This is a genomic window from Serratia sp. CY33802 (assembly GCF_052169095.1).
GTDB classification, from domain to species: domain Bacteria; phylum Pseudomonadota; class Gammaproteobacteria; order Enterobacterales; family Enterobacteriaceae; genus Serratia; species Serratia bockelmannii.
Map to the genome: position 1 here is coordinate 13261 of NZ_JBJNLL010000005.1, position 25278 is coordinate 38538.

Genomic DNA, 25278 nt, shown 5'->3' on the forward strand with positions numbered 1-25278 from the left:
CATTAATTTCGTTCGAGATAGTAACGACGGTGACTAATAATGTAAATGTTCAGCCGTGCGGATAATTTAGCAATTCGTGTCATTTGTCAGAGTTTGTAAAGATGTGGCGCATGAAAACGCCAAAGCGAAGCCAAACGTTCGGCGCGGCGTCAGCCTGGACCGAAAAGCATTAACAGCTTTAATGTGACGCCAAAGGCCGTCGCGCCGAGCAGCGTCGACAGAATGATGCTTTTACTGCGGTAGAAGCACAGCGCCAGCGCGGCGAACCCCGCCAACGTCGGCAGCAGCTTGTCCGGTTCGCGCATCACCACCGGCGTGCTGGAGACCACCAGCAGGGCGCAGATCGAGGCGATGCCAATGCTGTCGAGTAGCAGGGCGGCTTTACCGCGTTTGAGGCCGGGCTGGGCGCGCGCCGGCGCCAGCCGCAGCGGCAGATAACGGAACAAGTAATTGGCGCAGCCCACCACCAGGCCGATCACCAGCACATCAGTGTTCATGGCTGGCCTCCGCAGGGGCAGGTTGGAACAGAGCGGCGACGCAACCGGCGCCGATGCCGGCCAAAATGGCGACCGGGATGGAGAACAGCACCACGCCGAGCAGCGCACCGGCCAATGAGGCAGCGATGGTCAGGCTCTGCGGGCGCCGGAAAGCGGCCAGCAGGAAACTGAGAAACAGCGCCGGCAGCATGAAGGCCAGCGAGGCCTCGATCACCGGGAACTGCTCCAGCGGGCCGTTGCCGAACAGCGCGCCGAGCGCGGTGCCGGCTACCCAGGAAAGCCAGGAACAGAGCGCGATGCCCAGCATCCAGTTTTCGCTCCAGCTGCGGTTATTGCGCATCAGCTTGGCGGTGGCGGCGGCGAAGACCTCATCGGTCAGACCAAAAGCCCACATTGCCGTTTTACCGGGCGACATGCGCGAGACGATACGGTGACGCAGCGCCGGGCCGTACAGCAGGTGGCGCACGTCCATCGCCATCACCGTCAACGCGGAGACCCACAGCGACATGCCGGCGCTCAGCAGGGCGGTGATCACGAACTGGCTGGCGCCGGCGTAGATGATGCAGGAGAAGAAAAGGCTTTCCAGCGGGGAAAAGCCCAGTTTGACGGCGCTGAGGCCGAAGGCGAACGCCACCGGGACATACCCGATGACGATCGGCAAACTGTCGACGACGCCGTTGGCGAAGGTGGCGCTGACGGCGGGCGGATTGAGGCTGTCTGCAGCTTGGCTTTGCATGGTTGTGGATCGCAGGGTAGATAGGACTTCAATAGTTTATGCCCAGAACATTACCAGAGAGTAAGTAATGTTTATACCCTGCACCGCTAATAAATTTCTTTAGTGACTATTTGCACGATAATCAGATTGTCGCTGGCCCTTGCGGATCGTGGTGCTTGCCGAGCCACCAGGTCAGCAGGTTGAGCAGGCATAACACCCCGCCGGCGGCGGCCACGCCGTACCAGCCGGCATGCTGATAGGCCGAGGCGGAGAGCAGAGAACCGAGCGCGCCGCCGATAAAGTAGCTGGTCATGTAGCCGGCTGTCAGGCGGTTGCGCGCGTCCGGCATGATGCGGTACATCACGCTCTGGTTGGTGACGTGCACCGCCTGCACCGCCAGATCGAGGATCAGAATGCCGGCGATCAGCGCCCATAGCGACTGTTTGGCTAACGCGATAGGGATCCAGGACAGCAGTAACAACACCAGGCCGACGGTGGTGGTCAACCCGGCTTTACCTTTGTCCGCCAGATGTCCGGCGCGCGAAGCGGCCAGCGCCCCGGCGGCGCCCACCAGGCCGAACAGCCCGATCACCCCCTCGGAATAGTTGAACGGCGGCGCGGCGAGCAGAAAGGCCATTGAGGTCCAGAGCACGCTGAAGTTGGCGAACGAAAGGGCGCCGAGGATGGCGCGGGTGCGCAGCAACGGCGTGCGGCAGAACAGGCTGAAGATCGAGGCCAGCAGCTGCGGATAGTTCAGCCCGGAGTGTTGCTTATAGCGCGGCAGCGCGCGCCACAGGATCAGCGCCATCAGGATCATCAGCACGCTGGCGACCCAGTAGATGGTGCGCCAGCCGCCGAACGACGCCAGCGCGCCCGCGACGGTTCGCGCCAGCAGGATGCCGAGCAGCAGGCCGCTCATGATGATGCCAACGGTCTTGCCGCGCTTTTCCGGGTGGGCCAGCGTGGCGGCCAGCGGCACCAGGATCTGCGCCACTACCGAGAACAGCCCGGTGAGCGCGGTGCCGAGGATCATCATCGGCAGCGTGGCGGAGGTGGCGGTGATCAGCATGCCCCCGGCGGCCAGCAGCGTCATGAACACGATCAGGCCGCGGCGTTCGAACATATCGCCGAGCGGCACCAGCAGCAGCAGGCCGGTGGCGTAACCGAGCTGCGCGGCGGTGACGATAAAGCCGGCCTGGTTGACCGACAGGTTGAAACTGGTGGCGATGGTTTCCAGCAGCGGTTGCGCGTAATAGTTGCTGGCGACCGCCAGGCCGGTGGCGATGGCAATCAGCACGGTCAGCGCCGGGCTGAGGCCCGGATGGGCGTTTTGTGGATTCATGATTTTTTCATCACGGGAAGAAGATAGCGCGCAGTATCCGGCAACGCGTCTGCGGAAACCAATGTATAATTTTCATTTGATTTATCTCATTTCAAGATAGATGCCATGAACCTGAAACAGATCCGCTATGCGCTGGCGGTGGCGGAAGAACAGAGTTTCACCCGGGCGGCGCAGCGCTGCCATACGGTGCAGTCGGCGCTCAGCCACCAGATCGCAAAACTGGAAGAAGAGCTGGGCTGTACGCTGTTTGAACGCACCTCGCGACGGGTGCGGTTGACCCCCGCCGGCCAGGCTTTCATTCCGTCTGCGCAGCGCCTGTTGGCGGCGCAGCAGGCGCTGGTGGAAGAGGTGACCGCCGCCGGCGATGCGGTGTCCGGCACCCTGACCATCGGCACAATTTCAACCATAAACGCGATTGATCTGACCGAAAAACTCGACAAGTTTCATCGCCACTATCCGGCGGTGAACATCCGCCTGTACGTTGGCATGAGCGAAGCCCTGCTGGAGGATGTGCGTCAGCAGAAGTGCGATATGGCGTTCGTCGGCATCTGGCCCGGCGATGTCGATTTACTGCCGATGTCGCACCGGCAGTTGACCGATGAGCCATTGGTGGCGCTGGTGGCGCCGCAGCACCCGCTGGCCAACCGCGAGCGGGTGAACCTGCAGGCGTTGGCGGAAGTGCCGCTGGTGGATTTCTACAGCGGCACCGGTGCGCGACGCCAAACCGATCGCGCCTTCCAGGCGGCGGGTATCCGCCGGCACGTCAGTTTTGAAATCGATCATATCGAATGGCTGGAAAATCTGGTGCGGCGCGGATTGGCGGCGGGTATCGTACCTGTCTCGACCGCGCAACGCTTAAGTGCGCTGGTGTCGATTCCGATTGAAGACGGGCCGCGGCGCCAGGTGTATTGCATCTGGCCGCAGCCTTTGTCGAACGCCGCCGCACGTTTTTTACAGTTCAGCGGCATCGATATGGCGGGGTAGGGGCGCGGCAAAGGCGGCGCCCCTGAACGGTTACGACTTCGCCGCTTCGGCGGCGGTTTTCACCCAGCCGTCGAAGGTCGCCTGGTGCGCCTTGATCCAGCCGTTAACGTGGTTCTGGATATCGGCTTCCGAAGCCTGGCCTTCATGCATGCGCAGGTTTTGCGCATTGATGTCGGCGATCGGCAGCTTCATGATGGCGAACAGCTTGGCGGCCGCAGGATTGGCTTCGGCCCACTGCTTGTTGGCGGCGATGCGCATGGTGTTGACCGGGAAGCCGTAGTTGGCGCCGTTAGGCAGCTTGGTGTCGACGTTCTTCTGCTCGCCCGGCAGCGAGGAGAACGGCACCTGCAGCCAGACCACGTCGCGGCCCGGCGCCATCACATCACTGACCCAGTACGGTGTCCAGGTGTAATACAGCACTGGTTTGCCCTCTTTGTAGCGGGTGATGGTGTCGGCGATCATCGCCGCGTAGTTGCCCTGGTTATGCTCGACGGTGTTGCTCAGGCCATAGGCCTTGATGTGGTGATTGATCACCGCTTCGCAGCCCCAACCCGGGGTGCAGCCAGTCAGATCGGCCTTGCCGTCGCCGTTGGTGTCGAACAGCTTGGCGATCTTGGGATCCTTGAGCTGTTCGACGTTGGTGATGTGATACTGCTCGGCGGTTTTCTTGTCGATCAGGTAACCCTGCGCGGCGCCGTTGACGTAGACGCCTTCGCGGTAGAACTTGGCGTCGCCGCCGGCGGCCTTGTACTGATCGGCGTGCAGCGGGTCCCAGTTGACCGCGATAAAGGTCGCATCGCCGGAGGCAATGGAGGTGTAGGCGACGTTGTAATCCACTTCACGCGGTTCCTTCACGTCGTAACCCAATTTCTCCAGCGCCTTGCTGACCAGCAGCGTCTGGAACGTCTCTTCGGAAATGGTGCTTTGCACCGGCTGTACCGCGATCCCCTTGCCGGGTAAGTCTGCCGCGATGGCGCTCTGTGAGCCAATCAGCGTCGTCAGGGCGAGAGCCCAGATGCCCGTGGTGCGCATAGTGTTTCCCCTCTTTCGATGTGGTGGTGTCATAGCCCGCCGGGGCCGCAGCCGCCGGCGGGAAAAGCGTCAGGCCTGTTTGATGAACGGGCGAGTCAGCAGCCCGATGGGGCCGCGGCGATACCAGCGGCCGATGCCCTTGCTGCGGCGATCGCGCCCCAGCGATTGGGTGAGGCGATCGAGAATGATCGCCAGGATTACGATGCCGACCCCGCCGACGGCGGCCAGGCCCATGTCCAGCCGGCCGATGCCGCGCAGCACCATCTGCCCCAGACCGCCGACCGCGATCATCGAGGCAATGACGACCATCGACAGCGCCAACATCAGGGTCTGGTTCACGCCGGCCATGATGGTCGGCATCGCCAGCGGCAGCTGCACCTTGAACAGCAGCTGCCGCGGGCTGGCGCCGAAGGATTCGGCGGCCTCGATCAGATCTTCCGGCACCTGCTTGATGCCCAAAATGGTCAGGCGCACGATCGGCGGCAGCGCGAAGATAATGGTGACCACCACGCCCGGCACGTTGCCGATGCCGAACAGCATGACGATCGGCACCAGGTAGACGAAGGCCGGGGTGGTTTGCATCGCGTCGAGCAGCGGCCTTATCACCTTGGCAGCGTGCTTGCTGCGCGCCAGCCAGATGCCGAGCGGCAGGCCGATAAGAATGCAGAAGAACAGCGCGGTCAGCACCAGCGCCAGCGTAACCATCGCCTGCGACCAGGCGCCGATGGCGCCGATGGCGACCAGGGAGAGCAGCGTGGCGGCGCCCATGCCGAGGCCCGAGACCTGCCAGGCGAGCAGCGAGAACACCAGAATGGCGATCGGCGCCGGCATGCCCAGCAGCAATTGCTGGAAGCCACTCAAGATCATATCCACCGGCACGCGAATGCCCTGGAACAGTGGGCGGAAGTGCAGCACCAGCCAGTCGATGCCTTGCGTGACCCAGGAGTCGAACGGCACCCAGGCCTTATGGAACGGGTCGAGCAGGCTGAAGTGTTCAGGCTGCGCCGGGGCGCTGCTGAGCCAATCTGCGCCTTGTCCGGCGGCGTCATGAGCGGCCGGCGGCGGCGCGCTGGACCAGGCGTCGCCGGCGTTGGCGGCGGCATCGTGAGCGGGTGCTGCGCCGGCATCTGCCGGTGCGGTAGCCCAGGGATCTTGGGTTTGCGTGGTATCACTCATTGGTTGAGCCCTCCTTGTCCAACGCCTGCAGCAGCATGGCCTTGGAGATGATGCCGAGATAGTTATGTTCTTCGCTCACCACCGGCACCGCGCAGGGCGCCTGGGCGACCAGGGAAATCAGATCGCTGAGCGGCGTATCGGCCGGCACGGCGGCAGGGGCCTCGAGCAGGGCATCGTCCAGCGTTTGATTGGCGGACAGCGCCTTTTTCAGCGACTCTATCGACACCACGCCAATAAATTTCTTCCCGCGTTCAACAACATAACCATAATCACGGTCCTCATCGCGCAGCAGCTGCAGCGCCGATCGGGGGCCAAAGCCGGGGGTTTTGCGGATCAGCGTCACCGGGCGCCGTTGGGCGATATCCTTGGCGCTGAACACGTGACTGATGTCCACGCCGCGGAAGAAGGTGCGCACATAGTCGTTGGCCGGGTTGTTCAGGATCTCGTCCGGTGTGCCGACCTGGATCACCTCACCGCCCTGCATGATGGCGATGCGATCGCCGATACGCATCGCCTCGTCCAGATCGTGGGAAATAAACACGATGGTGCGCTGATGCTGGGCCTGTAATTTCACCAGCTCATCCTGCATTTCGGTGCGAATTAACGGATCGAGCGCCGAGAAAGCCTCGTCCATCAATAATATATCCGGGTTATTGGCCATGGCGCGGGCTAATCCTACGCGCTGACGCATACCGCCGGATAATTCATCCGGATAAGACAGCGCATAATTCTCCAGCCCGACCTGACGCAGGGCATCCAGCGCTTTTTCCTGACGTTCCTGCAACGGTATGCCGGCTAATTCCATACCAAAGGCGGTATTATTCAGGACATTCATGTGCGGCATCAGCGCGAAGGATTGAAATACCATGCTGATCTTATTTCGCCGCACGGTGCGCAGCGCGGTGTCGGATATTTTGGCGATGTCCTCACCGTCGATCAGCACCTGACCGCGGGTGGGTTCTATCAGACGATTGAGAAGGCGTACCAGGGTGGACTTGCCGGAACCGGAGAGCCCCATGATGACAAATATCTCGCCTTCTTCAATGGCCAGAGTGGCGTCTTTTACGCCGAGCGATAAGCCGGTTTTTTCAAACAGCCGATCTTTTGTCAGACCTTTATCCAGCAGTTTGAATGCGCGTTCCGGGTGTTCGCCAAATATCTTATACAGGTTCTTTACTTCGAGTTTAATTGCCATGCAATTTGCTGTTTCCTCTGGTTTAATTAACGCGTTATGGGCTGTCCTTAGCAAAATAAAAGAGCTTTTTACCCTAACACAGTGAATATCTGAGACAACCCTCAATGTCATTTAAATGGGATATTAGTGGTTTACATCAAGGTTTTAATTAGCTATGGTAATTTGGCCCGTGACTCAAAATTGACGGCCGTTATTCGCCATAATGGTTTGGTTTTTGAGGAAATAACGCGGTGTGGGGCGATGAGCTATTTCGGTTTTACGCCTGCCGTTCGGATAATAAAAAACCCGACCAGAGGCCGGGTAAAAGTCATCAGTATTTCATCAGTTTTAACGACAGGTGCCGATATCGAGGGGGATATCGTCGAGCGCTATGTTATCGCCGTAATATGACAGCCAGATGGCAGCCTCAGGCCTTGCGGTACAGCCGCCGCGGATGGCCAATATTGCCGTACAACATCTCTACCCGCACGAACTGGGTGGCGACGCAATATTCCAGATAACGGCGGGCGGTGGTCTTGCTGATGCCGACCTGCTCCACCACGTCTTCCACCGCATGCGCCACCGTCGGCTGGGCGATAAACAGCGCCTGCACCAGCTCTAGGGTATTGGTTTCGATGCCTTTAGCGCTCGGCTCGCTGGAGAACTGCTTCGACTGCAGGTTGTACAGCGCATCGACGTTATCCTGATCGATGATCTTGAAGGTACGCTGGGTCTGTACGAACTGCATGAAACGTTCGAGCGAATTGCGCAGCCGCTTGTAGGACACCGGCTTGATGATGTAGTCGAAGGCGCCGTTGCGGATCGCTTGGCTGCAGGTATGCATGTCGCTGGCGGCGGTGATGAAGATCACCGAACAGGCGGGGTTCTTCACCGCCGGCTCTTCCATCAGCTCGATGCCCTGACCGTCCGGCAGAAAGTTATCCAGCAGGATCAGGCGCGGCTGGTGCGCGTTGGCTTTGGCTCGCGCTTCGGCCAGCGTAGCGGCGTAAGCCACCACCCGCAGGTTGAAATTTTTCTCGATGAACTCCGCGTGCAGCGTCGCCAGTTGCGGCTCGTCTTCCACGATCAGAACGTCCAGTGCTTGGTGTGACATAATCGGGTGCTCAAAAAATCGGGTTATGGGTTTTATTTAGGGATAAATATAGAGAATATCGCGCCGTGCGGCTCGTTGTCCGACACTTCTATGCTGCCATGCGCCTGCGCCACGTGGCTGGCGACCAGATGCAGGCCGATGCCGTGGTCGCTTTTATCCGCTTTGGTGGTGACGCCCTGTTCAAACAGCGTATCACGAATCTCCTCAGCGATGCCGGTACCGCGATCCGCCACCTCGATCACCAGCTCGTCGCTGCCATCGCTGATATAGAGTTCGATCGCATCGTGCGGCGCCGGGCGGTGCAGCGTCGCCTCCACCGCATTATCCAGCAGGTTGCCGACGATCGACATCAGTTCGGTCTCATTCAGCGCCGCCGGGATCTGCCGCAGCTGGCAGGCCGGATCGAAGCGCAGCTCGATGCCTTTTTCTCTGGCGCTGGAATATTTGCCCAGCAGCAGGCCGCACAGCGCCGCCGAACTGAAGCGCTGCGAGATGAAATCGAGGATCTCCTGCGCGCCCTCCGACTGGGCTTCCACATAGCGAATAGCCTCGTCGTAGCGCTGCATATGCAACAGCCCGGCCAGCGTGGCGGTCCAGTTCAGCTGCTCGTGGCGCATGATGCGCAGGTTGTCGGCATAGCGTTTCACCTGGCTGAGCTGGCTGCTCAGGGTATTGATGTCGTTCTTGTCGCGGAAGCTGATCACCCAGCCTTGCAGCTCCTGCTCCTGCATGATGCGCACCCGGCTGGCGATCACCCGCACGTGGTTGAAGCGGCACACTTCGTCGTGCGTATCCTGGCCCAGTTGCGCGGCGGCGAAGAAGTCCGGCTGCGCCTGGATCACGTCGCCGATTGGTCGGCCCAGCAAGCTGGCGGCGGGCTGGTGTAGATCCAATAGCTCGCGCGCCGCATGGTTGATGGTGATGATCCGCAATTGCGGATCGATGGCGATCACGCCCTCATAAATGGCTTCCAGCAGCGCTTTTTGCTGGCGCACCAGCAGCGCGATCTCTTTCGGTTCCAGCCAGAACATCTGGCGCTTGAGATTTTTCGACAGCAGCCAGGAAAAAACGAACAGGGCAATCAGCAGCAGCACGATAGAGCCGATAATTTGCGTCAACGTCCTGGCATTTAAATTATCGATATGCGATTTCAAATAACCGACGGAAACGATGCCGATCACCTGATTATTTTCATCCAGGATCGGCGCCTTGCTGCGTAATGATACGCCGATGCCGCCCTTGCGAATGGAAATAATGCTTTTCCCTTCCAGCACCTCTTTATTATCGCCGCCGATCATCGGTGTGCCCAGGCGGCCTTCGTATTCGGAATGATAAAGATGGCGGGCATGATTATCGCCGATGACGATATAGCTGGCGTCGCTGCTGGCGCGGATTCTTTTCATCAGTGCGGCGATCCTGGCGGCGTCGTTGTTTTCCACCGCGTCCACCAGCGAAGGGATAAGGGCGATTTCCCGCGCCTGCACCTGGGCGCGGGCGCCGAGATCGCGGTGCAGTTGCGCATCCAACTGGTAATAGGTATAGGCGCCGATACAGGTCAGCAGCAGGCAGGAGAAGGCCACCAGGCACAGAAACAGTTTGATTTGAAATGAGAGTTTGAGGCGCATGGTGGAGCTTCACCGTAAAGAGATCCTGAAGCCTTACCCTATCACGATAAGCGGGGTCTGTAATATTGCGCTCGATCAACTTGTGATCCCTCACACGGGATTAGAGTGAACCGGACGAGAATTGTTCGCCTGCGATAAAGTTGATAAGCTTTAAAATAAAAGCGGTATTAACACCATTAAAACCACGCCGGTTTTTACATAATCTTAATTAACCCCATAGAAACCATAACCACCATTAAAAACCCTTTTTAACTTTGAACATAGTCACAGCAGATAATCCGTGCGCTTCTCTATGATGGCTGAACAAACTAATAAGAGGCCAGATTATGAGCACAACAGATGATTCTTACCTCGTAGCCAAAGACAAGGCCGCCGATATTCCTCTGCGTGAGAAATGGTGGCGGATACTGGACAATTATAAAGTAGGGATTATTCCGTTACCGTTCTTTATTCTGGCCGGCGTATTGATTCTGCTCGACTGCCTGGAAGGCAAATTGCCGAGCGATATCGTGGTGATGGTGGCTACCCTGGCGTTCTTCGGTTTCGCCTGCGGCGAATTCGGCAAGCGCCTGCCGCTGATCGGCAAAATGGGCGCGGCGGCGATCTGCGCCACCTTCATTCCTTCCGCGCTGGTGCACTATGGCCTGCTGCCGGACGTGGTGGTGGAGTCGACCACCAAGTTCTACAAATCGACCAACATTCTTTATCTCTACATCTGCTGCATTATCGTCGGCAGCATCATGAGTATGAACCGCCAGGTGCTGATCCAGGGCTTCCTGCGCATCTTCATTCCGATGCTATGCGGCGAGATCGTCGGCATGCTGGTGGGGATGGGCGTCGGCATGGCGCTGGGCCTGGAGCCGTTCCAGATCTTCTTCTTCCTGATCCTGCCGATCATGGCCGGCGGCGTGGGTGAAGGGGCGATCCCGCTGTCGATGGGCTACGCGGCGATCCTGCACATGGAGCAGGGCGTGGCGTTGGGGCGCATTCTGCCGATCGTGATGCTCGGCAGCCTGACCGCCATCGTCATCGCCGGCCTGCTCAACCAATTGGGCAAGCGTTATCCGCACCTGACCGGCGAAGGCAGCCTGATGCCGAGCAAGCAGGGCGACAGCGACATGAACGCGGTGGAAAAAATCAGCGGCAAGGTGGACGTCAGCACCATCGCCTGCGGCGCGCTGCTGGCCATCCTGCTGTATATGGTAGGCATGCTGCTGCACCGCCTGATCGGTCTGCCAGCGCCGGTGGGCATGCTGTTCGCCGCCGTAGCGGTGAAGCTGGCGCACGGGGTGTCGCCGCGCATTCAGGAAGGCTCGCAGGTGGTGTACAAATTCTTCCGCACCGCCGTGACTTATCCGATCCTGTTCGCGGTCGGGGTGGCCATCACGCCGTGGCAGGAGCTGGTGGACGCGTTCACCGTACAGAATCTGATCGTGATCGTCACCACCGTCAGCGCGCTGGTGGCGACCGGTTTCTTCGTCGGCAAGAAAATCGGCATGCATCCTATCGACGTGGCGATTGTCTCCTGCTGCCAGAGCGGGCAGGGCGGCACCGGCGACGTCGCGATCCTCACCGCCGGTAACCGCATGTCGCTGATGCCGTTCGCCCAGATCGCAACCCGTATCGGCGGCGCTATCAACGTCTCGCTGTCGCTGCTGGTATTAGCCAAGTTCTTCGTATAACTCCTATAAATCCTTAGCGTTACTTTGCCTTTCCCCGCCCCCGCGGGGATTTTTTTTGCCCGCGCGCCGGCCGTACGCGCAGGAAGGGATAATACCGGTTACGCTGCCTGTTTCATGGCGGCGTCATACCACGCGAAGTAGCGCTCTACGCCGCGACGGCCGGATTCGATCAGCGCGCGTTTCTTCTCCTCGCTGATGCCGAACTCCAGCGTGCCGACGTCGAGCGTATCGACATACACGGTGCGCTTCCAGTCATCGCTGTCCAGATGCACCTTGGTTTGGATGTCCAGCATCACGTTGGCCACCGCCAGGGTGAAATCAAACAGGTTGTTGACCGGCGTGCGCGGGCCGGCCTGACCGGCGGCCTGGGCGATTTCGCCGGCGGAGTCGAGGCGAAGGCCCAGGGTGCGGGTGTTGATGCGTTGGCTGGAGGCGTCGATGTAAGGCGGCGTGGCGGAGAAGTCATAGTCGAACAGTCGCACCGGGTAGTTGTCGATCATGCCGCCGTCGATGCACAGGTCGCCCAGAGTATTGTTCTTCGCCACGAAGGCGAAGGGGAACGACATCGAAATGCGCAGGCCGTCCGCCACTTTCATGCGCGGCGTGGTACGGTGAGAATAAACCTCTCGCTGGCCGCTGTTGAGGTTGGCGCCGATAAAGTAAATCGACTTGAACCCTTTCGCCGCCTTCATCGCTTCGAACTGCTCGAAGGTGATATCCGGGTTGCCGGTATACTGCTTGATAATATCGCGTGACCATTGATAGAAATAATCGCCGGGCGCGATGCCGTATTGATTAAACAGGCGATAGGCATCCTGGATCGTACCGAAAAAGCCGCCGTTATAATCGAGGAATTTTTTAAAATCCATCGCCGACAGAATCTTGGTGACGTCCGCCGAGCTGCAGCCCAGGCCGACCAGCAGCGCGGCGATGGCGCCCGCCGAGGCGCCGGAGGTTTGCTTGATCTGCGGCATGATGCCTTTGGCTTCCAGCAATTCCAGCGCGCCGCCATAGGCGATGCCTTTTACGCCGCCGCCTTCAAAGACCAGATTTTCGAATTGGTAGTTCATGATATTTCCTCACTCGTGGTTTAGGGAGTAAGAAAAATAACGAAGTCGCGAACCGGAAAATATTGATTGGGGTTGTGTGAGTCGGCAAACAAAATTATTCATAATAAATATATTGTTCATATATTTATCAAAGGCATTTATTAAACAGGCGCATCGGGATTTTTGCGTCAATACTTAGCGCTGTTCAATTCTCGCAAGGAGTCATCATGTTCTGGAAACGTTGTCTGCTGGGCGCGGCGCTGGCCGTTATGTCATTACAGGCCGGGGCCGCCGCGCCGCAGGCTAAAACCCCGACGCCGGGATTTTATCGCATCATGCTGGGCAGTTTTGAAGTGACCGCGTTGTCCGACGGCATCATTCGTTTGCCGGCGGACAAGCTGTTGCTAAACACCACGCCGCAGCAGATCGCCGCCGGGTTGGCCGAGCGGCATCAAAGCCTGCCGGTGGTCACCTCGGTCAATGCCTATCTGATCAATACCGGCGATAAGCTGGTGATGATCGACAGCGGCGCCGGCCAACTGCTGGGCGACGGCCTGGGCAAGCTGGCGGATAACCTGCGCGCGGCGGGTTACCAGCCGGAGCAGGTGGATGAGATCTACCTGACCCACATGCACCCGGACCATCTCGGCGGCCTGACGCACGACGGCAAGGCGGTATTCCCCAATGCGGTGGTGCGCGCCGCCAGCCAGGACGCGGACTTCTGGCTAAGCGCGGACAAACTGAAACAGGCTAGCGCGGGCAGTAAAAGCAACTTCGAACGGGCTCAGGCGGCGATCAAGCCGTATCAGGCGACCGGTCACTTTAAGCCGTTCAGCGGCGACGGTGAGCTTTCCCCGGGCATTGCCGCCTTTGCCGCCCACGGCCATACGCCGGGGCATAGCGTGTATCAGGTGACCAGCCAGGGCCAGAAGCTGTTGCTGTTGGGGGATCTTATCCACGTGGCAGCGGTGCAGTTGCCGCATCCGAAGGTGGCTATCAGCTTTGACAGCGACGCCAAGGCGGCAGTCGCTCAGCGGCTGCGGATATTTGGCGACAGCGCGCGGCGGAGCGAGCTGGTGGGGGGCGCACACCTGTCGTTCCCGGGGTTGGGGTATCTGAACCGCCAGGGCGACGGTTACACCTGGGTGCCATTGAACTACGGCGCGCTGTAAGGGAGATGGCCGCCCAACGGGCGGCCATCGTAAGCGCCTTGGGGACATTGTTCGATAATTTGGGATGATGATGCCAGAGAATCGGGGCTTATTCGCCATGATAAAGAGTGCATGATTAACATTACCCTCGTCGTTTTCTTTAAGGATCTCCCGATGAATCAGAAAACTCCCTCCGTCGCCATCGTCACCGGCGCATCGCGCGGTATCGGCGCCGCCATCGCCGAGCGCCTGGCCGCCGATGGCTTTGCCGTCATCATCAACTATTCGGGCAACCCGGCGCCGGCCTATGAGCTGGTGGGCAAGATAGAACAGCGCGGCGGCCGCGCCTTGAGCATCAAGGCCGACGTCAGCGATGCGGCTGCGGTTGCCCAGCTGTTCGACAGCGCCGAACAGGCGTTTGGCGGCGTCGACGTTCTGGTCAATAACGCCGGGGTGATCGCGCTAGCGCCGGTGGCGGACATGCATGATGAAGACGTGGATCGCCTGCTCGACATCAACCTGAAAGGCAGCTTCAATGCGATGCGCGAGGCGGCGAAGCGCCTGCGCGACAACGGCCGCATCATCAACTTCTCTTCCAGCGTGGTGGGGTTGCTGCAGCCGGGTTACGGTATGTATGCCGCCAGTAAGGCGGCGATCGAAGCGCTGACCAGCGTGCTGGCGAAAGAGCTGCGCGGCCGCAATATCACGGTGAACGCCGTCGCGCCGGGGCCGACCGCCACCGGTTTGTTCCTCGACGGCAAAACCCCGGAGCTTATCGAGCGGCTGGCGAAGATGGCGCCGCTGGAGCGCCTGGGCACGCCGGACGATATCGCTGCAGCGGTGGCTTTCCTCGCGGGGGCCGACGGCGGCTGGATCAACGGCCAAACCCTGCGCGCCAACGGCGGCATCATCTGATTGACGACGCGCCGCCGCAGGATCGGGTATCCTGTGGCGGAACTCATCACATCAAGGGCAGCGTATGGCGGGCGACAATCAGCAATTCCAGCACGGCGTGAGATCGCCCTGCGTCAGCCTGTGTCGCATCGACGACGAAACCCAGCAGTGCCGGGGATGCCGGCGCACGCGGGCGGAAATCGCCGCCTGGCCGACCGCCAGCGACGCGGAGAAACGCGCTATTTGGCGGCAGCTTGAGCTGCGTCAATCGGTGAAATAATCCTCTGCATTATTGCGCTGTCAGACTTCATGTAGCACAATTGAGCTACATGTGATTGACCGACGTTGGGAGCGATTATGTCGACGACGACCATCCGTATTCCAGATGAGCTTAAAGCCCGAGTCGCTGCCGTCGCCGAGCAGGCTGGCGTGACGTCTCACAGCTTTATTTTGCAGGCAATAGCGGAGAAAACGCAGCAAGAAGAGTTGCGCCGCGACTTTGAGAATGAAGCGGAAAAACGCTATGCCAAGATAATTGCGACGGGAGAGACGGTCTCTTGGAAAGAGATGCGCGGTTATTTGGAAAATTACGCAGCCGGTAACACTGACGCTGTTAAACCTCCGGTAAAAAAATTGGGGCGCTGATGGCAAACGTCGAGTTGGCGCCAGAGGTCAGGGATGATATCGAACGTATTCTCGCTCATTTGGCTCAGTATGGTGCCGTGGATCCAGGGCGGCGCATTCAGGAAATCATCCAGGCGATTGCGGTATTGGAACATAATCCATTGATCGGACGAGCCCTTGGCTCAGGGCTGCGTGAATTGATTATTGGGCAGCAAGTTCGCGGTTATTTGGCGCTCTACAAATATATCCCTGATATCGATACGGCGTTTGTTCTGGCGATCCGTAGTCAGAAAGAACAAGGGTATTGAATGCACGATACCGGCCTGAAAGACCGGTATCGCTGTCATGTTCTCAGAAGTCCCAGTCCTCATCCTCGGTGTTGACCGCCTTGCCGATGACGTAGGACGACCCTGACCCGGAGAAGAAGTCGTGGTTTTCGTCGGCGTTTGGCGACAGCGCCGACAGGATCGCCGGGTTGACCTCCGCCATCGCCGGTGGGAACAGCGCTTCATACCCCAGGTTCATCAGCGCCTTGTTGGCGTTGTAGTGCAGGAAGGTCTTCACATCTTCCGTCCAGCCGACGCCGTCGTACAGCTCCTCGGTGTAGCGCACCTCGTTGTCGTACAGGTCCTGCATCAGATCGAAGGCGAAATTTTTCACCTGTTGGCGCCGTGCGGCGTCCACTTTCTCCAGCCCTTTCTGGAACTTATAGCCGATATAGTAGCCGTGCACCGCCTCGTCGCGAATGATCAGGCGGATCAGATCGGCGGTGTTGGTCAGCTTGGCGCGGCTGGACCAGTACATCGGCAGGTAAAAGCCCGAATAGAACAGGAACGACTCGAGGAACACGCTGGCGACCTTTTTCAGCAGCGGATCGTCGCTGCGGTAGTGCGCCAGAATGATGCCGGCTTTCTTCTGCAGCGCGCGGTTTTCCTCGCTCCAGCGATAGGCGTCGTCCACGTCCGGCGTTTGGCACAGGGTGGAGAAGATTGAGCTGTAAGAGCGGGCGTGCACCGCCTCCATAAAGCTGATGTTGGAGTACACCGCCTCTTCGTGCGGCGTCAGCGCATCGGCGATCAGGGCCGGCGCGCCGACGGTGTTCTGGATGGTGTCCAGCAGCGTCAGCCCGGTAAACACCCGAATGGTTAGCTGCTGCTCCTTCGGCGTCAGCGTGGCCCAGGACGGGATATCGTTGGACAGCGGCACCTTCTCCGGCAGCCAGAAGTTGGAGGTCAGGCGGTTCCATACCTCCAGATCCTTGTCGTCTTCGATAATGTTCCAGTTGATGGCGCGCACCAGCGGCGCCGATGTTACGGTCGTCATAAATTGCCTCACAGCGCGCAGGACACGCAGCCCTGCACCTCGGTGCCTTCCAGCGCCATCTGGCGCAGGCGGATGTAGTAAATGGTCTTGATGCCTTTGCGCCAGGCGTAGATCTGCGCGCGGTTGATGTCGCGGGTGGTGGCGGTATCGCGGAAAAACAACGTCAGCGACAGCCCCTGATCGACGTGTTGCGTTGCGGCGGCATAGGTATCGATGATTTTTTCCGGGCCAATCTCGTAGGCATCCTGGTAATACGCCAGGTTGTCGTTGGTCATGTACGGCGCCGGGTAGTAAACGCGGCCGATCTTGCCTTCCTTGCGGATCTCGATACGCGAGACGATCGGATGGATGCTGGAGGTGGCGTTGTTGATGTACGAGATGGAACCGGTCGGCGGCACCGCCTGTAGGTTCTGATTGTACAGCCCGTGCATCATCACCGACTGGCGCAGCGCGCGCCACTCGTCGCGGCCCGGAATGGCGATGCCGGCGGCGGCGAACAGCTCGCGCACCCGCTCAGTCTGCGGCAGCCAGTCGCGCTCGGTGTACTTGTCGAAGTACTCGCCGCTGGCATAGCGCGAGTGCTCAAAGCCGTCGAACGCGCCGCCACGTTCTATCGCCAGCCGGTTCGAGGCGCGGATGGCGTGATAGGCCACGGTATAGAAATAGAGGTTGGTGAAGTCGATGCCTTCTTCCGAGCCGTAGAAAATGCGCTCGCGCGCCAGGTAACCGTGCAGATTCATCTGGCCCAGGCCGATGGCGCGGGCGCTGCGGTTGCCCTCGGCGATCGACGGCACCGAGCGGATATCGCTCATGTCGGCCACCGCGGTCAGCGCGCGGATCGCGGTCTCGATCGCCTTGCCGAAGTCCGGCGCGTCCATGGTTTTGGCGATATTCAGCGAGCCGAGGTTGCAGGAAATGTCCTTGCCGATGCGATCGTAGCTCAGATCTTCGTGATAGGTGCTGGCGCGGTTGACCTGCAGGATCTCCGAACACAGGTTGCTCATGTTGATGCGCCCGGCGATCGGGTTCTCCCGGTTGACCGTGTCCTCGAACATCACGTAGGGATAGCCGGATTCGAACTGGATCTCCGCCAGCACCTGGAAGAACTCGCGTGCGTTGATGCGCGACTTGCGGATACGCTTGTCGTCCACCATCTCGCGGTATTTTTCACTGACGCTGATTTCAGACAGCGGCGTGCCATACACCCGTTCGACGTCGTAGGGCGAGAACAGGTACATCTCTTCGTTGTTCTTCGCCAGCTCGAAGGTAATATCCGGGATCACTACCCCCAGCGACAGCGTCTTGATGCGGATCTTCTCGTCGGCGTTTTCCCGCTTGGTGTCGAGAAAACGCAGGATATCCGGGTGGTGGGCGTTGAGATACACCGCGCCGGCCCCCTGGCGCGCGCCGAGCTGGTTGGCGTAGGAGAAGGCGTCTTCGAGCATTTTCATGATCGGAATGACGCCGGAGGACTGGTTCTCGATGCGCTTGATCGGCGCGCCCACTTCGCGAATATTGCTCAGCATGAAGGCTACGCCGCCGCCGCGTTTCGACAGCTGCAGCGCGGAGTTCACCGCCCGGCCGATCGATTCCATATTGTCTTCGATGCGCAGCAGGAAGCAGGAGACCAGCTCACCGCGCTGGCGTTTGCCGCAGTTGAGGAAAGTCGGCGTGGCCGGCTGGAAGCGGCCCGAAATCATCTCCTCCACCAGATCCTGCGCCAGGGCGGTGTCGCCCGCCGCCAGTGTCAGCGCCACCATGCACACCCGGTCTTCGTAGCGTTCCAGATAGCGCTTGCCGTCGAAGGTTTTGAGCGTATAGCTGGTGTAGTACTTGAAGGCGCCGAGGAAGGTCTCGAAGCGGAATTTCTTGGCGTAGGCCTGCTGGAACAGCTGCTTGATAAACGGGAATTCATACTGCGCCAGCACCTGCGGCTCGTAGTAGCCTTCCTCCACCAGATAGCGCAGCTTTTCCTCCAGGTTATGGAAGAACACGGTGTTTTGGTTGACGTGCTGCAGGAAGTAGTGCCGCGCTGCCAGCCGATCTTTATCGAACTGGATCCGGCCTTCCGCATCGTAAAGATTGAGCATCGCGTTGAGCGAATGGTAATCCAGCGCGCCCGTCTCGGGCCTGGTCAGTTCTGTCGTTGCCAAAATGCGGTTACTCCCTGTCTAACGTTTTCAACGTCTTGCGTCGTGCCGAGCAGCTCGAAGCGGTACAAAAAAGGCACCTGGCATTTTTTGGCGATGATGTCGCCGGCGATGCCGTACGCTGCGCCGAAGTTGGTGTTCCCAGCGGCGATGACGCCGCGCAGGTATGAACGGTTTTGCGGAACGTTGAGAAAGCGGATCACCTGGATCGGCACCGCGCCGACGGCGCTGCCGCCGCCATAGCTGGGTACGATCAAGATATAGGGTTGTTCCATCAGCAATTTGCTGCGGGCGCCGGCGATCGGAATGCGGATCGCCGGCAGGCCCAGTTTCTCAACGAACCGATGGGTGTTCTCCGAACTGCTGGAGAAATAGACCAGCGGATTCATCGTCGAGCCTCAGCAGGTGAGCGCCAGCGCGCCGATTTTGTCCGGCCGGAAACCGGACCAGTGGTCGTCACCGGCGATAATCACCGGAACCTGCTGATAACCTAAGGATTTAACGTGGTTCAGCGCCTGCTGATCCTGGGTGAGGTCGATCACCTGATAATCAATCCCCTGTTTATCAAATGCGCGATAAGTGGCGTTGCACTGGACACAGTCCGGCTTACTGTAAATAATAATGCTCATGATTCGCATTTACCTTTAGGCTGAAGGAAAGGCGGGCAAGTCAGATAACGGAGCATCGTTCCTGGCGTTTCTGACGGCGTTATCAACCGAACGACATTCCCTGCGGCTGACTCATAAAATACTATATGTAGATATTTGTTTTATCAACCACGCTATATATGGTGTTTTGTGGGGTTGGGTGCGCAGGCCGCGCTGGGGCTGGAAAAGGCGAGGGAAAAATTTTTTGCGGGTGAGAAATTCCCCCTCTCAGTGAAGAGGGGGAGTCGAGCGCATTACTGACGCATGCTGACGGCCAGACGATTAAAGGCGTTCATGATGCTGATGGCGAAAGTCAGATCGGCGATCTCGGTATCGCTGAAGTGCGCTTTCAGCGTCTCGAAAGCGCTGTCCGGCGCGCCGGTGGCGGCGATCAGCGTCACTGACTCGGCCCATTCCAGCGCGACGCGCTCGCGCTCGCTGAATTCATGGCTGACGCGCCAGCCCGCCAGCGTATCCAGCTTGGCATGGCTGAAGCCGCTTTCACGCAGCGCTTTGCCGTGCATGTCCAGGCAGTAGGCGCAGCCGTTGATCTGCGAAACGCGCATAAACATCAACTCGATGGTCGCCTTGTCCAGGGCGCCTTTCTCCAGCGCCATCAGCGCGCCCACCATATTTTTGTACGGGGCGGGCGCCAGCTCGGCATAGTTCAAACGTTGCTTAATCATGGTCAACCTCAATCGGTAGTAACGAAATCATGGCGCTACTTTAGCGGCCTTATGGTCTATGCTATAGGGCCATAAAATGATTATTTAACCGGGCCATAATGCCAACTTTCCTGACCTCGCTGCGGCTGGACAGCCGGCTCGCCGAGCCGCTGTACCGGCAGATTTACCAGCGGATTAAAGACGCCATTACCCAGAGCAGCCTGGCGGCAGGCAGCCGGTTGCCCTCAGTGCGCGGGTTGGCGAGCGATCTGGGCGTGGCGCGCGCTACGGTGGAAAGCGCCTACGCGCAACTTATTGCCGAAGGTTTCTTGCAGAGCCGCGGGCAGGCGGGCACCTATGTCTCGCCACAGCTGCCACACATGCCGCCGGGCGCGGTCCCCGCTGCGCCACCGCTGGCGGCAATGGCGCCCGATCCGCTGCAGCCGCAAGGCATGCTGCAGCCTTTCCAGCTGGGGGTACCGGCGCTGGACGCGTTTCCACGGGCGCTGTGGCAGCGCATTGTCGCCCGCCAGCTGCGCGGTTCCACGGTGGCTTCTCTGGCACTGCCGCCGGCCGGCGGCCTGTCTGAGCTGCGTGAGGCGATCGCCCATTACCTGCATTTGTCGCGCGGCATCAGCTGTCGGCCGGAGCAAATTTTCCTCTGTGCCGGTTATCCGGCGTTGTTGGACTGGGTGACGGAGACGCTGTTACATGCCGGCGACGCGGTATGGATCGAAGATCCCGGCTATCCGGTCACGCGTCCGCTGCTGCTGGCCGCCGGCGTCAGGCCGGTCGCCGTGCCGGTGGATGAACAGGGCATGGACGTGGCCGCCGGTATTCTGACGGCGCCTGAGGCGCGGCTGGCGGTGGTGACGCCGACCCATCAAAGCCCGCTCGGCGTCTCGCTCAGCCTGGCGCGGCGCATGGCGCTGCTCGACTGGGCGCAGCAGCGCGGGGCCTGGATCCTCGAGGATGACTACGACAGCGAGTTTCGCTATCACGGGCGGCCGCTGCCGCCGCTGAAAAGCCTCGATGTTCAGGGTCGGGTGCTGTACGCCGGCACCTTCAGCAAAACGCTGTTCCCGGCGCTGCGCATGGCTTATCTGGTGGTGCCCGTCGGTCTGACGGAAACATTCGCGCGCAGCAGCCGGCTGCGTGGCTGCGGTTGCCCGCCGCTGCTGCAGGCCGGCGTGGCGGATTTTATCCGGCAAGGGCATTTCTATCGCCACCTGAAACGCATGCGGCCGTTGTACCGCCAGCGGCGCGAGTGGCTGACGCAGGCGTTGGAGCGACAGCTGGGGGCGTGGCTGACGACGGTGCCGCAACAGGGCGGTATTCAGCTGTTGGCCCGGCTGCGCGACGGCTTGGCGGATGCGCCGTTGGCGGCGCAAGCCTGGCAGCAGGGGCTGGCGGTGCAGGCGTTGTCTGACTGGCGAATCGACCATCCGGTGGGGCAAGGGTTACTGCTGGGGTTCGCCAATTTCAGCCGGCGAGAGGAGGCGGAGCGGGCGGTACAGGGGCTGGCGCAGCTGTTTCGCTAAAATTAAACGGCCCGCGATTTCCGCGGGCCAGACGCACATCTGTTTTATCTTTATGACTGCAGGGGTGTTAACGCCGGGCCAGCAGCACGCCGAGCACGATGCCGACGGCGGCACCGATCCCTACGCCCTGCCAAGGTTTGTCACGCACATAGCTGTCGGCTTGATCGACGGCGTCGCGCGCATGCTGTGTCAGACTGGTGGAGCCGTTGAATCGCGCCCGAGCGTCGCGCAGCACGCCTTTCGCCTTGCTGTGCAGCTCTTTCAGTTCCTCTTTGGTCTTGTCACCGGACTCGCGCAACACTTCATCCAGCGTATCGGCCAACAGAGTGACGTCCTGATCGATATCGCGTTCTGTTCTTTCCGCTTTCTTAAACATTCAGCTCTCCATTTCGACACATGTCTTTTAAGTGTAGACCATGCCGAGAATTGTGTGGCCGATCACGGAAAAAAACCGCCGTCACGCAGGTGTTTGCCGGTGCGTGGGCTTTGTACATTTGGTTACTCGGCGAAACCAATCACTCACGGAAGCGGCGGTTTGATTCCACTAGTATCTGTTTCAACGGCTCCACCGGAGCTTACCGAAACAACACTCTGAGGATTTAAAGATGAAAAAAGTATTAGCGCTGATCGTTGCTGCCACTATGGGTCTGTCTTCTGTTGCTTTCGCTGCTGATACCGCAGCTACTGCTCCGGCTACCACCACCGCGCCAGCTGCGACCACCACTACCGCTGCGCCAGCGGCTGCTGCTGAAAAAGCGCCAGCTAAAGCAACGCATCACAAGAAAGCCAAGCACCACAAAAAAGCGCCAGCCCAGAAAGCTCAGGCCGCTAAAAAGCACCACAAAAAAGCGCCAGCTCAGAAAGCCCAGGCTGCTAAAAAACACCACAAAAAAGCCGGTAAAAAAGCTTAATTAAGTGATGTTTGCGGAACCGGAAGGTTCCGCACTCTCCAGCCCGTATTCCAGACACCCGGTTCTTCCGGGTGTCTTCTTTTGAGGCGACGAACGATGATCCATCGCTATCTGTTTGAAGTCATTTTCAGCGCGGTAACCCTGTGTGGGGTGATCGTCGGTTGGGAATTGTTTTTGGCCGGCAGCTTCCTGTGATCATTGCGCTGCGGCAGTTTCGTGCAAATGCCGCCAGCCGAGCGCGTCGGGCAGGCGTTCAAACACCACCGTGGAGTAGCGCAGCGTGGCGGTTTGTCCCGGCAGACTCTGTTTTTCCCGGTAGCTGACTACCGCGCCCGTCGGCCATTCGGCCACCAGCTTCATCTCTTCTATCTCGATTTCCAATCCCGGTTTGGCGGCGCGATGCGCGCGGAAAAAAGCGCACAGCGCGGTGAAATCCAGCGGCGCGCCGTTCAGCGCGATCATGCTGAATTCCGGCGTAAAGCGCGCCAGCAGCGCTTGCTCTTCTCCGGCGCCTTTGCCCAGCCAGCGTTCAATGGCGATGTGGGCGTCGATCACTTCGGTAAAATACGGGTTCATAAAGCATCCTGTTGAGCGTTGAGTTGGCGCACGATGGCGCGGTTGGCGAGGCGCAGGCACAGCAACAGCGGGATAAATACGCTGGCGCCCGCCAGAATGAAGCAGGTTCGGTAGGCCGCCGCGGGCGGCAACACGGCCAGCAGCAGATTCAGCAGCAGGCTGAGCAGCGCCACGCCGAGGCAAAAACTGAGCTGGCGGTTGATGTTCCACAGCGCGCTGGCGTCCGCCAATTGGCCGTCGGGGATCTGCAGGAACGCGCTGCTCTGTGCGGTGCTGCTGCACAGGCTGCCGCCAAACCCCATCAGGGCGAAGGCGGCGATCTGCAACGCGTGCTGCCCGGCCAGGTCGATCTGCGCCAGCGTCAGCATGCCGGCGCCTTGCAACAGACAGCCGGCGATCAGCAGCGGCCGCGGGCCGAGGCGGTTAAAGCTTTTGCCGGTCAGCGTGATGGCCAGGAACGACGCCAGCGCCCAGGGCAGCATCAGGCCGCCGACCTGTGCGGCGGGCATCCCCAGCTGGTTTTGCAAATACAGCATCGCCACCAGGCTGACGCCGATGAACAGGCCGGGAATGCACAAATAAACCGCCATGGCGTTGCGCAGCAGCGGATCGGCGACCAGCCGCAGGTTCAGCAGCGGCTGCGGGGTACGCAGGCTATGGCGCAGATAATAGGCCAGCACCAGCAGACCGGTGGCCAGCAGCGCCGCGCCGGAAGCTTGATGGCCGGCTTCGCTCAGCCGGGTCAGGCCGAGCAGCAGCAGCGTCAGCGCCGCGCAGGCGCTCAGTAATCCTGTCGCGTCGAGCGGTTTGCGCGCCGCCGTCGGCGTTTCCGCACGCAGCCACAGCGCCGCCAGCGCCAGTGCCAGGGCCGCCAGCGGCAGGTTGGCGAAAAACACCCAGCGCCAGTCCAACCGATCGACGAGCCAGCCGCCCAGCGCCGGTGACAGCGCCGGTGCCAGCAGCCCCACCAACATGATGGCGGCCGACAGCCCGGCGCGTTCATGGCTGCGGTACAGCTGATAGGTCAGCGTTTGGCCGATGGGGATCAGCAAGCCGCCGCCCATGCCCTGTAGGGTGCGCCAGCCGATCAGCGCGCCGATGCTGTCGGCGTTGCCCGCGCCGAGGGTGGCCAGCATGAACAACGCCAGCGACAGCAGAAACACCCGCCGTCCGCCGATGCGCTGCGCCAGCCAGGCGCTGAGCGGGATCACCAGCGTCAGGCCGAGAATATAGCCGTTGCTGACCCACGCCAGTTGGCTGACCGACGCCCGCATCGCCTGGCCGATGGCGGGGTAGGCGACGTTGGCGATAAACATATTGATCAGATCGACGAAAAAGCCGAGCAGATAGACGATTGCCACTTTGCTGCGATAAGACATGGTGCCTCCGGTTGAAGGCGAGCAGTGTATCGGGGGGAAAAGTGCGGATAAATCGGCGGCGGGCGATTACACTGTCAAAATTATTTTGACAATAAGGGCGACGAAATGCTGAATTTGCAGCGTCTGGCGATCTTTGCGGCAGTGGTGGAAGCGGGCAGCTTTACCGCGGCGGCGGCGGCGCTGGGACAAACCAAGGCGGTGGTGAGCTTTAACGTCAAGCAGCTGGAGAACGAGCTGGGGGTGTCACTGCTGGCGCGCAGCACCCGGCGGCTGTCGCTGACCGATGCCGGCGAACGCTTCTACCAGCGCAGCCTGCAGCTGCTGCAGGAGGCGGAAAATGTGCTGGACGACGTGCGTCGCGATCATCACGGGCTGAGCGGCGTGCTGCGTATCACCAGCACGCCGGAGTACGGCGCCCAGGTGGTGGTGCCGGCGCTGGCGGCATTTTCGCGACAGCATCCGCGGCTGCGCATCCAGCATGTCTCTTCTTCTTATCATGCCGATCTGATCTCTGAGCGCTTCGACGTGGCGATCCGTCTGGGCCAGCTGGCGGATTCCAGCCACCGCGCGGCGCTGATCGACAGCTTTGCCATCTTTCCGGTGGCGTCGCCGGGTTATCTGGCCGACCGGCCGATTCATTCGCTGACGGATCTGGCGCAGGCGCAGTGGATCGCCCACAGCCGGCTCAGTTCGCCGCTCAGCTGGCAGGTGGTCACGCCGCAGCGCGAAGCGGTGCTGTTCAAGGTTGCGGACGCCGCCACGCTTACCGGCGACAGCGCTGCGGCATTGTTGGCGTTCGCCCTGCATGGCGCCGGGGTGGCGCTGCTGCCGGCGTGGCTGGCGCAGCCCGACATCGATGCCGGCAGGCTGCAGCGGTTACTGCCGGATCACCGTTTCCCCGAGCAGAGCATCTATGCGCTCTACCCGAATACCCGTCACGTGCCGGAGAAGGTGCGGGCGTTTATCGATTTTCTGCGCGCGCGGGTGGCGGCAAAATCGTTAGCGAAATAATAATTCGTTATAACTC

The 25278-nt window shown here is 60.2% G+C and carries 28 protein-coding genes; 11 read left to right on the top strand and 17 right to left on the bottom strand.

Going from position 1 to position 25278, the window contains the following annotated elements:
* Positions 1–149 precede the first annotated feature (149 nt).
* The 3 genes from ygaH to ACJ8HA_RS16320 all read right to left on the bottom strand — a co-directional run bounded on the left by ygaH (position 150) and on the right by ACJ8HA_RS16320 (position 2554).
* The gene (ygaH, locus tag ACJ8HA_RS16310) at positions 150–497 is read right to left on the bottom strand and encodes an L-valine transporter subunit YgaH (RefSeq protein ID WP_025304001.1); all 348 of its coding nucleotides are present in this window, start codon (positions 495–497) and stop codon (positions 150–152) included.
* Entirely contained in the window at positions 487–1233 is a 747-nt protein-coding gene (locus tag ACJ8HA_RS16315) for an AzlC family ABC transporter permease (RefSeq protein WP_025304000.1), read from the bottom strand. The genes ygaH and ACJ8HA_RS16315 overlap by 11 nt, the downstream gene beginning before the upstream one ends.
* Before the next feature lie 121 nt (positions 1234–1354).
* Positions 1355–2554: an MFS transporter gene (locus ACJ8HA_RS16320; RefSeq protein ID WP_025303999.1), complete on the bottom strand. Its 1200-nt coding sequence runs from the start codon at positions 2552–2554 to the stop codon at positions 1355–1357.
* Between the two features lie 105 nt (positions 2555–2659).
* On the opposite strand from ACJ8HA_RS16320, the gene ACJ8HA_RS16325 reads away from it, so the two are divergent.
* Positions 2660–3538, top strand: a complete 879-nt coding sequence (locus tag ACJ8HA_RS16325; RefSeq protein WP_016929849.1) for a LysR family transcriptional regulator — start codon at positions 2660–2662, stop codon at positions 3536–3538.
* Between the two features lie 30 nt (positions 3539–3568).
* Here ACJ8HA_RS16325 and proX read toward each other — a convergent pair whose 3' ends face one another.
* The 3 genes from proX to proV all read right to left on the bottom strand — a co-directional run bounded on the left by proX (position 3569) and on the right by proV (position 6941).
* Positions 3569–4570, bottom strand: coding sequence for a glycine betaine/L-proline ABC transporter substrate-binding protein ProX (gene proX, locus ACJ8HA_RS16330; protein WP_142591353.1), 1002 nt, complete (start codon positions 4568–4570; stop codon positions 3569–3571).
* 69 nt (positions 4571–4639) lie between these two features.
* A complete protein-coding gene (proW, locus tag ACJ8HA_RS16335; RefSeq protein ID WP_049296142.1) occupies positions 4640–5746 on the bottom strand; it encodes a glycine betaine/L-proline ABC transporter permease ProW in 1107 nt (368 codons plus the stop codon).
* Positions 5739–6941, bottom strand: coding sequence for a glycine betaine/L-proline ABC transporter ATP-binding protein ProV (proV, locus tag ACJ8HA_RS16340; protein WP_016929846.1), 1203 nt, complete (start codon positions 6939–6941; stop codon positions 5739–5741). Before proV ends, proW begins: the two co-directional genes overlap by 8 nt.
* A gap of 126 nt (positions 6942–7067) precedes the next feature.
* On the opposite strand from proV, the gene ACJ8HA_RS16345 reads away from it, so the two are divergent.
* The gene (locus ACJ8HA_RS16345; protein ID WP_127146528.1) at positions 7068–7331 is read left to right on the top strand and encodes a hypothetical protein; all 264 of its coding nucleotides are present in this window, start codon (positions 7068–7070) and stop codon (positions 7329–7331) included.
* Between the two features lie 16 nt (positions 7332–7347).
* On the opposite strand, the gene ACJ8HA_RS16350 is transcribed toward ACJ8HA_RS16345, so the two are convergent.
* Complete coding sequence (locus ACJ8HA_RS16350; RefSeq protein ID WP_025303996.1) at positions 7348–8034, bottom strand: response regulator; 687 nt, start codon at positions 8032–8034, stop codon at positions 7348–7350.
* A 32-nt stretch (positions 8035–8066) separates the two neighbouring features.
* Entirely contained in the window at positions 8067–9659 is a 1593-nt protein-coding gene (locus ACJ8HA_RS16355) for an ATP-binding protein (protein ID WP_060434285.1), read from the bottom strand.
* Positions 9660–9985: 326 nt separating this feature from the next.
* Here ACJ8HA_RS16355 and ACJ8HA_RS16360 point away from each other — a divergent pair, with 326 nt between their 5' ends.
* Positions 9986–11341, top strand: coding sequence for a 2-hydroxycarboxylate transporter family protein (locus ACJ8HA_RS16360; RefSeq protein WP_033635692.1), 1356 nt, complete (start codon positions 9986–9988; stop codon positions 11339–11341).
* A gap of 98 nt (positions 11342–11439) precedes the next feature.
* Here ACJ8HA_RS16360 and ACJ8HA_RS16365 read toward each other — a convergent pair whose 3' ends face one another.
* The gene (locus ACJ8HA_RS16365; RefSeq protein ID WP_025303993.1) at positions 11440–12411 is read right to left on the bottom strand and encodes a patatin-like phospholipase family protein; all 972 of its coding nucleotides are present in this window, start codon (positions 12409–12411) and stop codon (positions 11440–11442) included.
* A gap of 206 nt (positions 12412–12617) precedes the next feature.
* Here ACJ8HA_RS16365 and ACJ8HA_RS16370 point away from each other — a divergent pair, with 206 nt between their 5' ends.
* From ACJ8HA_RS16370 to ACJ8HA_RS16390, 5 genes are all read left to right on the top strand, one after another.
* A complete protein-coding gene (locus ACJ8HA_RS16370) occupies positions 12618–13562 on the top strand; it encodes an MBL fold metallo-hydrolase (protein ID WP_089196200.1) in 945 nt (314 codons plus the stop codon).
* Positions 13563–13715: 153 nt separating this feature from the next.
* Positions 13716–14456, top strand: a complete 741-nt coding sequence (locus ACJ8HA_RS16375; protein ID WP_025303991.1) for an SDR family oxidoreductase — start codon at positions 13716–13718, stop codon at positions 14454–14456.
* A gap of 64 nt (positions 14457–14520) precedes the next feature.
* Positions 14521–14715, top strand: coding sequence for a DUF1289 domain-containing protein (locus tag ACJ8HA_RS16380; protein WP_049205216.1), 195 nt, complete (start codon positions 14521–14523; stop codon positions 14713–14715).
* Positions 14716–14792: 77 nt separating this feature from the next.
* Complete coding sequence (locus ACJ8HA_RS16385; RefSeq protein ID WP_038872812.1) at positions 14793–15080, top strand: CopG family ribbon-helix-helix protein; 288 nt, start codon at positions 14793–14795, stop codon at positions 15078–15080.
* On the top strand, positions 15080–15367 hold the full coding sequence (locus ACJ8HA_RS16390; RefSeq protein WP_043138388.1) for a type II toxin-antitoxin system RelE/ParE family toxin: 288 nt from the start codon (positions 15080–15082) through the stop codon (positions 15365–15367). The genes ACJ8HA_RS16385 and ACJ8HA_RS16390 overlap by 1 nt, the downstream gene beginning before the upstream one ends.
* Before the next feature lie 43 nt (positions 15368–15410).
* On the opposite strand, the gene nrdF is transcribed toward ACJ8HA_RS16390, so the two are convergent.
* The 5 genes from nrdF to ACJ8HA_RS16415 all read right to left on the bottom strand — a co-directional run bounded on the left by nrdF (position 15411) and on the right by ACJ8HA_RS16415 (position 19865).
* Positions 15411–16382 (bottom strand): class 1b ribonucleoside-diphosphate reductase subunit beta, encoded by a 972-nt coding sequence (nrdF, locus tag ACJ8HA_RS16395; protein WP_033639549.1) that lies wholly within the window; start codon positions 16380–16382, stop codon positions 15411–15413.
* An 8-nt stretch (positions 16383–16390) separates the two neighbouring features.
* A complete protein-coding gene (gene nrdE / locus ACJ8HA_RS16400; protein ID WP_071845116.1) occupies positions 16391–18535 on the bottom strand; it encodes a class 1b ribonucleoside-diphosphate reductase subunit alpha in 2145 nt (714 codons plus the stop codon).
* Positions 18517–18921, bottom strand: a complete 405-nt coding sequence (gene nrdI, locus ACJ8HA_RS16405) for a class Ib ribonucleoside-diphosphate reductase assembly flavoprotein NrdI (protein WP_004928930.1) — start codon at positions 18919–18921, stop codon at positions 18517–18519. Before nrdI ends, nrdE begins: the two co-directional genes overlap by 19 nt.
* A 9-nt stretch (positions 18922–18930) precedes the next feature.
* Positions 18931–19161, bottom strand: coding sequence for a glutaredoxin-like protein NrdH (nrdH, locus tag ACJ8HA_RS16410; RefSeq protein ID WP_004928934.1), 231 nt, complete (start codon positions 19159–19161; stop codon positions 18931–18933).
* Between the two features lie 272 nt (positions 19162–19433).
* The gene (locus tag ACJ8HA_RS16415) at positions 19434–19865 is read right to left on the bottom strand and encodes a carboxymuconolactone decarboxylase family protein (protein ID WP_089196199.1); all 432 of its coding nucleotides are present in this window, start codon (positions 19863–19865) and stop codon (positions 19434–19436) included.
* 95 nt (positions 19866–19960) lie between these two features.
* On the opposite strand from ACJ8HA_RS16415, the gene pdxR reads away from it, so the two are divergent.
* Positions 19961–21385: a MocR-like pyridoxine biosynthesis transcription factor PdxR gene (gene pdxR, locus ACJ8HA_RS16420; RefSeq protein WP_060448127.1), complete on the top strand. Its 1425-nt coding sequence runs from the start codon at positions 19961–19963 to the stop codon at positions 21383–21385.
* Positions 21386–21452: 67 nt separating this feature from the next.
* Here pdxR and ACJ8HA_RS16425 read toward each other — a convergent pair whose 3' ends face one another.
* Positions 21453–21761, bottom strand: coding sequence for a DUF883 family protein (locus tag ACJ8HA_RS16425; RefSeq protein ID WP_004928950.1), 309 nt, complete (start codon positions 21759–21761; stop codon positions 21453–21455).
* Positions 21762–21990: 229 nt separating this feature from the next.
* Between ACJ8HA_RS16425 and asr the strand changes: the two genes are divergently transcribed.
* Positions 21991–22296 carry an acid resistance repetitive basic protein Asr gene (gene asr, locus ACJ8HA_RS16430; protein WP_060445240.1) on the top strand — a complete coding sequence of 102 codons (306 nt, stop codon included), beginning with the start codon at positions 21991–21993 and terminating at the stop codon, positions 22294–22296.
* 195 nt (positions 22297–22491) lie between these two features.
* Here asr and ACJ8HA_RS16435 read toward each other — a convergent pair whose 3' ends face one another.
* A complete protein-coding gene (locus tag ACJ8HA_RS16435) occupies positions 22492–22872 on the bottom strand; it encodes a DUF4440 domain-containing protein (RefSeq protein WP_089196198.1) in 381 nt (126 codons plus the stop codon).
* The gene (locus ACJ8HA_RS16440; RefSeq protein WP_049205208.1) at positions 22869–24251 is read right to left on the bottom strand and encodes an MFS transporter; all 1383 of its coding nucleotides are present in this window, start codon (positions 24249–24251) and stop codon (positions 22869–22871) included. Before ACJ8HA_RS16440 ends, ACJ8HA_RS16435 begins: the two co-directional genes overlap by 4 nt.
* A gap of 105 nt (positions 24252–24356) precedes the next feature.
* On the opposite strand from ACJ8HA_RS16440, the gene ACJ8HA_RS16445 reads away from it, so the two are divergent.
* Positions 24357–25262 (top strand): LysR family transcriptional regulator, encoded by a 906-nt coding sequence (locus ACJ8HA_RS16445; protein ID WP_025303981.1) that lies wholly within the window; start codon positions 24357–24359, stop codon positions 25260–25262.
* Positions 25263–25278 lie beyond the last annotated feature (16 nt).

What these genes read in the sequence shown, in the direction of transcription:
- ygaH (WP_025304001.1), bottom strand. Translation starts at nt 497, where the DNA reads ATGAACACTGATGTGCTGGTGATCGGCCTGGTGGTGGGCTGCGCCAAT.
- ACJ8HA_RS16315 (WP_025304000.1), bottom strand. Translation starts at nt 1,233, where the DNA reads ATGCAAAGCCAAGCTGCAGACAGCCTCAATCCGCCCGCCGTCAGCGCC.
- ACJ8HA_RS16320 (WP_025303999.1), bottom strand. Translation starts at nt 2,554, where the DNA reads ATGAATCCACAAAACGCCCATCCGGGCCTCAGCCCGGCGCTGACCGTG.
- ACJ8HA_RS16325 (WP_016929849.1), top strand. Translation starts at nt 2,660, where the DNA reads ATGAACCTGAAACAGATCCGCTATGCGCTGGCGGTGGCGGAAGAACAG.
- proX (WP_142591353.1), bottom strand. Translation starts at nt 4,570, where the DNA reads ATGCGCACCACGGGCATCTGGGCTCTCGCCCTGACGACGCTGATTGGC.
- proW (WP_049296142.1), bottom strand. Translation starts at nt 5,746, where the DNA reads ATGAGTGATACCACGCAAACCCAAGATCCCTGGGCTACCGCACCGGCA.
- proV (WP_016929846.1), bottom strand. Translation starts at nt 6,941, where the DNA reads ATGGCAATTAAACTCGAAGTAAAGAACCTGTATAAGATATTTGGCGAA.
- ACJ8HA_RS16350 (WP_025303996.1), bottom strand. Translation starts at nt 8,034, where the DNA reads ATGTCACACCAAGCACTGGACGTTCTGATCGTGGAAGACGAGCCGCAA.
- ACJ8HA_RS16355 (WP_060434285.1), bottom strand. Translation starts at nt 9,659, where the DNA reads ATGCGCCTCAAACTCTCATTTCAAATCAAACTGTTTCTGTGCCTGGTG.
- ACJ8HA_RS16360 (WP_033635692.1), top strand. Translation starts at nt 9,986, where the DNA reads ATGAGCACAACAGATGATTCTTACCTCGTAGCCAAAGACAAGGCCGCC.
- ACJ8HA_RS16365 (WP_025303993.1), bottom strand. Translation starts at nt 12,411, where the DNA reads ATGAACTACCAATTCGAAAATCTGGTCTTTGAAGGCGGCGGCGTAAAA.
- ACJ8HA_RS16370 (WP_089196200.1), top strand. Translation starts at nt 12,618, where the DNA reads ATGTTCTGGAAACGTTGTCTGCTGGGCGCGGCGCTGGCCGTTATGTCA.
- ACJ8HA_RS16375 (WP_025303991.1), top strand. Translation starts at nt 13,716, where the DNA reads ATGAATCAGAAAACTCCCTCCGTCGCCATCGTCACCGGCGCATCGCGC.
- ACJ8HA_RS16380 (WP_049205216.1), top strand. Translation starts at nt 14,521, where the DNA reads ATGGCGGGCGACAATCAGCAATTCCAGCACGGCGTGAGATCGCCCTGC.
- ACJ8HA_RS16385 (WP_038872812.1), top strand. Translation starts at nt 14,793, where the DNA reads ATGTCGACGACGACCATCCGTATTCCAGATGAGCTTAAAGCCCGAGTC.
- ACJ8HA_RS16390 (WP_043138388.1), top strand. Translation starts at nt 15,080, where the DNA reads ATGGCAAACGTCGAGTTGGCGCCAGAGGTCAGGGATGATATCGAACGT.
- nrdF (WP_033639549.1), bottom strand. Translation starts at nt 16,382, where the DNA reads ATGACGACCGTAACATCGGCGCCGCTGGTGCGCGCCATCAACTGGAAC.
- nrdI (WP_004928930.1), bottom strand. Translation starts at nt 18,921, where the DNA reads ATGAATCCGCTGGTCTATTTCTCCAGCAGTTCGGAGAACACCCATCGG.
- nrdH (WP_004928934.1), bottom strand. Translation starts at nt 19,161, where the DNA reads ATGAGCATTATTATTTACAGTAAGCCGGACTGTGTCCAGTGCAACGCC.
- ACJ8HA_RS16415 (WP_089196199.1), bottom strand. Translation starts at nt 19,865, where the DNA reads ATGATTAAGCAACGTTTGAACTATGCCGAGCTGGCGCCCGCCCCGTAC.
- ACJ8HA_RS16425 (WP_004928950.1), bottom strand. Translation starts at nt 21,761, where the DNA reads ATGTTTAAGAAAGCGGAAAGAACAGAACGCGATATCGATCAGGACGTC.
- asr (WP_060445240.1), top strand. Translation starts at nt 21,991, where the DNA reads ATGAAAAAAGTATTAGCGCTGATCGTTGCTGCCACTATGGGTCTGTCT.
- ACJ8HA_RS16435 (WP_089196198.1), bottom strand. Translation starts at nt 22,872, where the DNA reads ATGAACCCGTATTTTACCGAAGTGATCGACGCCCACATCGCCATTGAA.
- ACJ8HA_RS16440 (WP_049205208.1), bottom strand. Translation starts at nt 24,251, where the DNA reads ATGTCTTATCGCAGCAAAGTGGCAATCGTCTATCTGCTCGGCTTTTTC.
- ACJ8HA_RS16445 (WP_025303981.1), top strand. Translation starts at nt 24,357, where the DNA reads ATGCTGAATTTGCAGCGTCTGGCGATCTTTGCGGCAGTGGTGGAAGCG.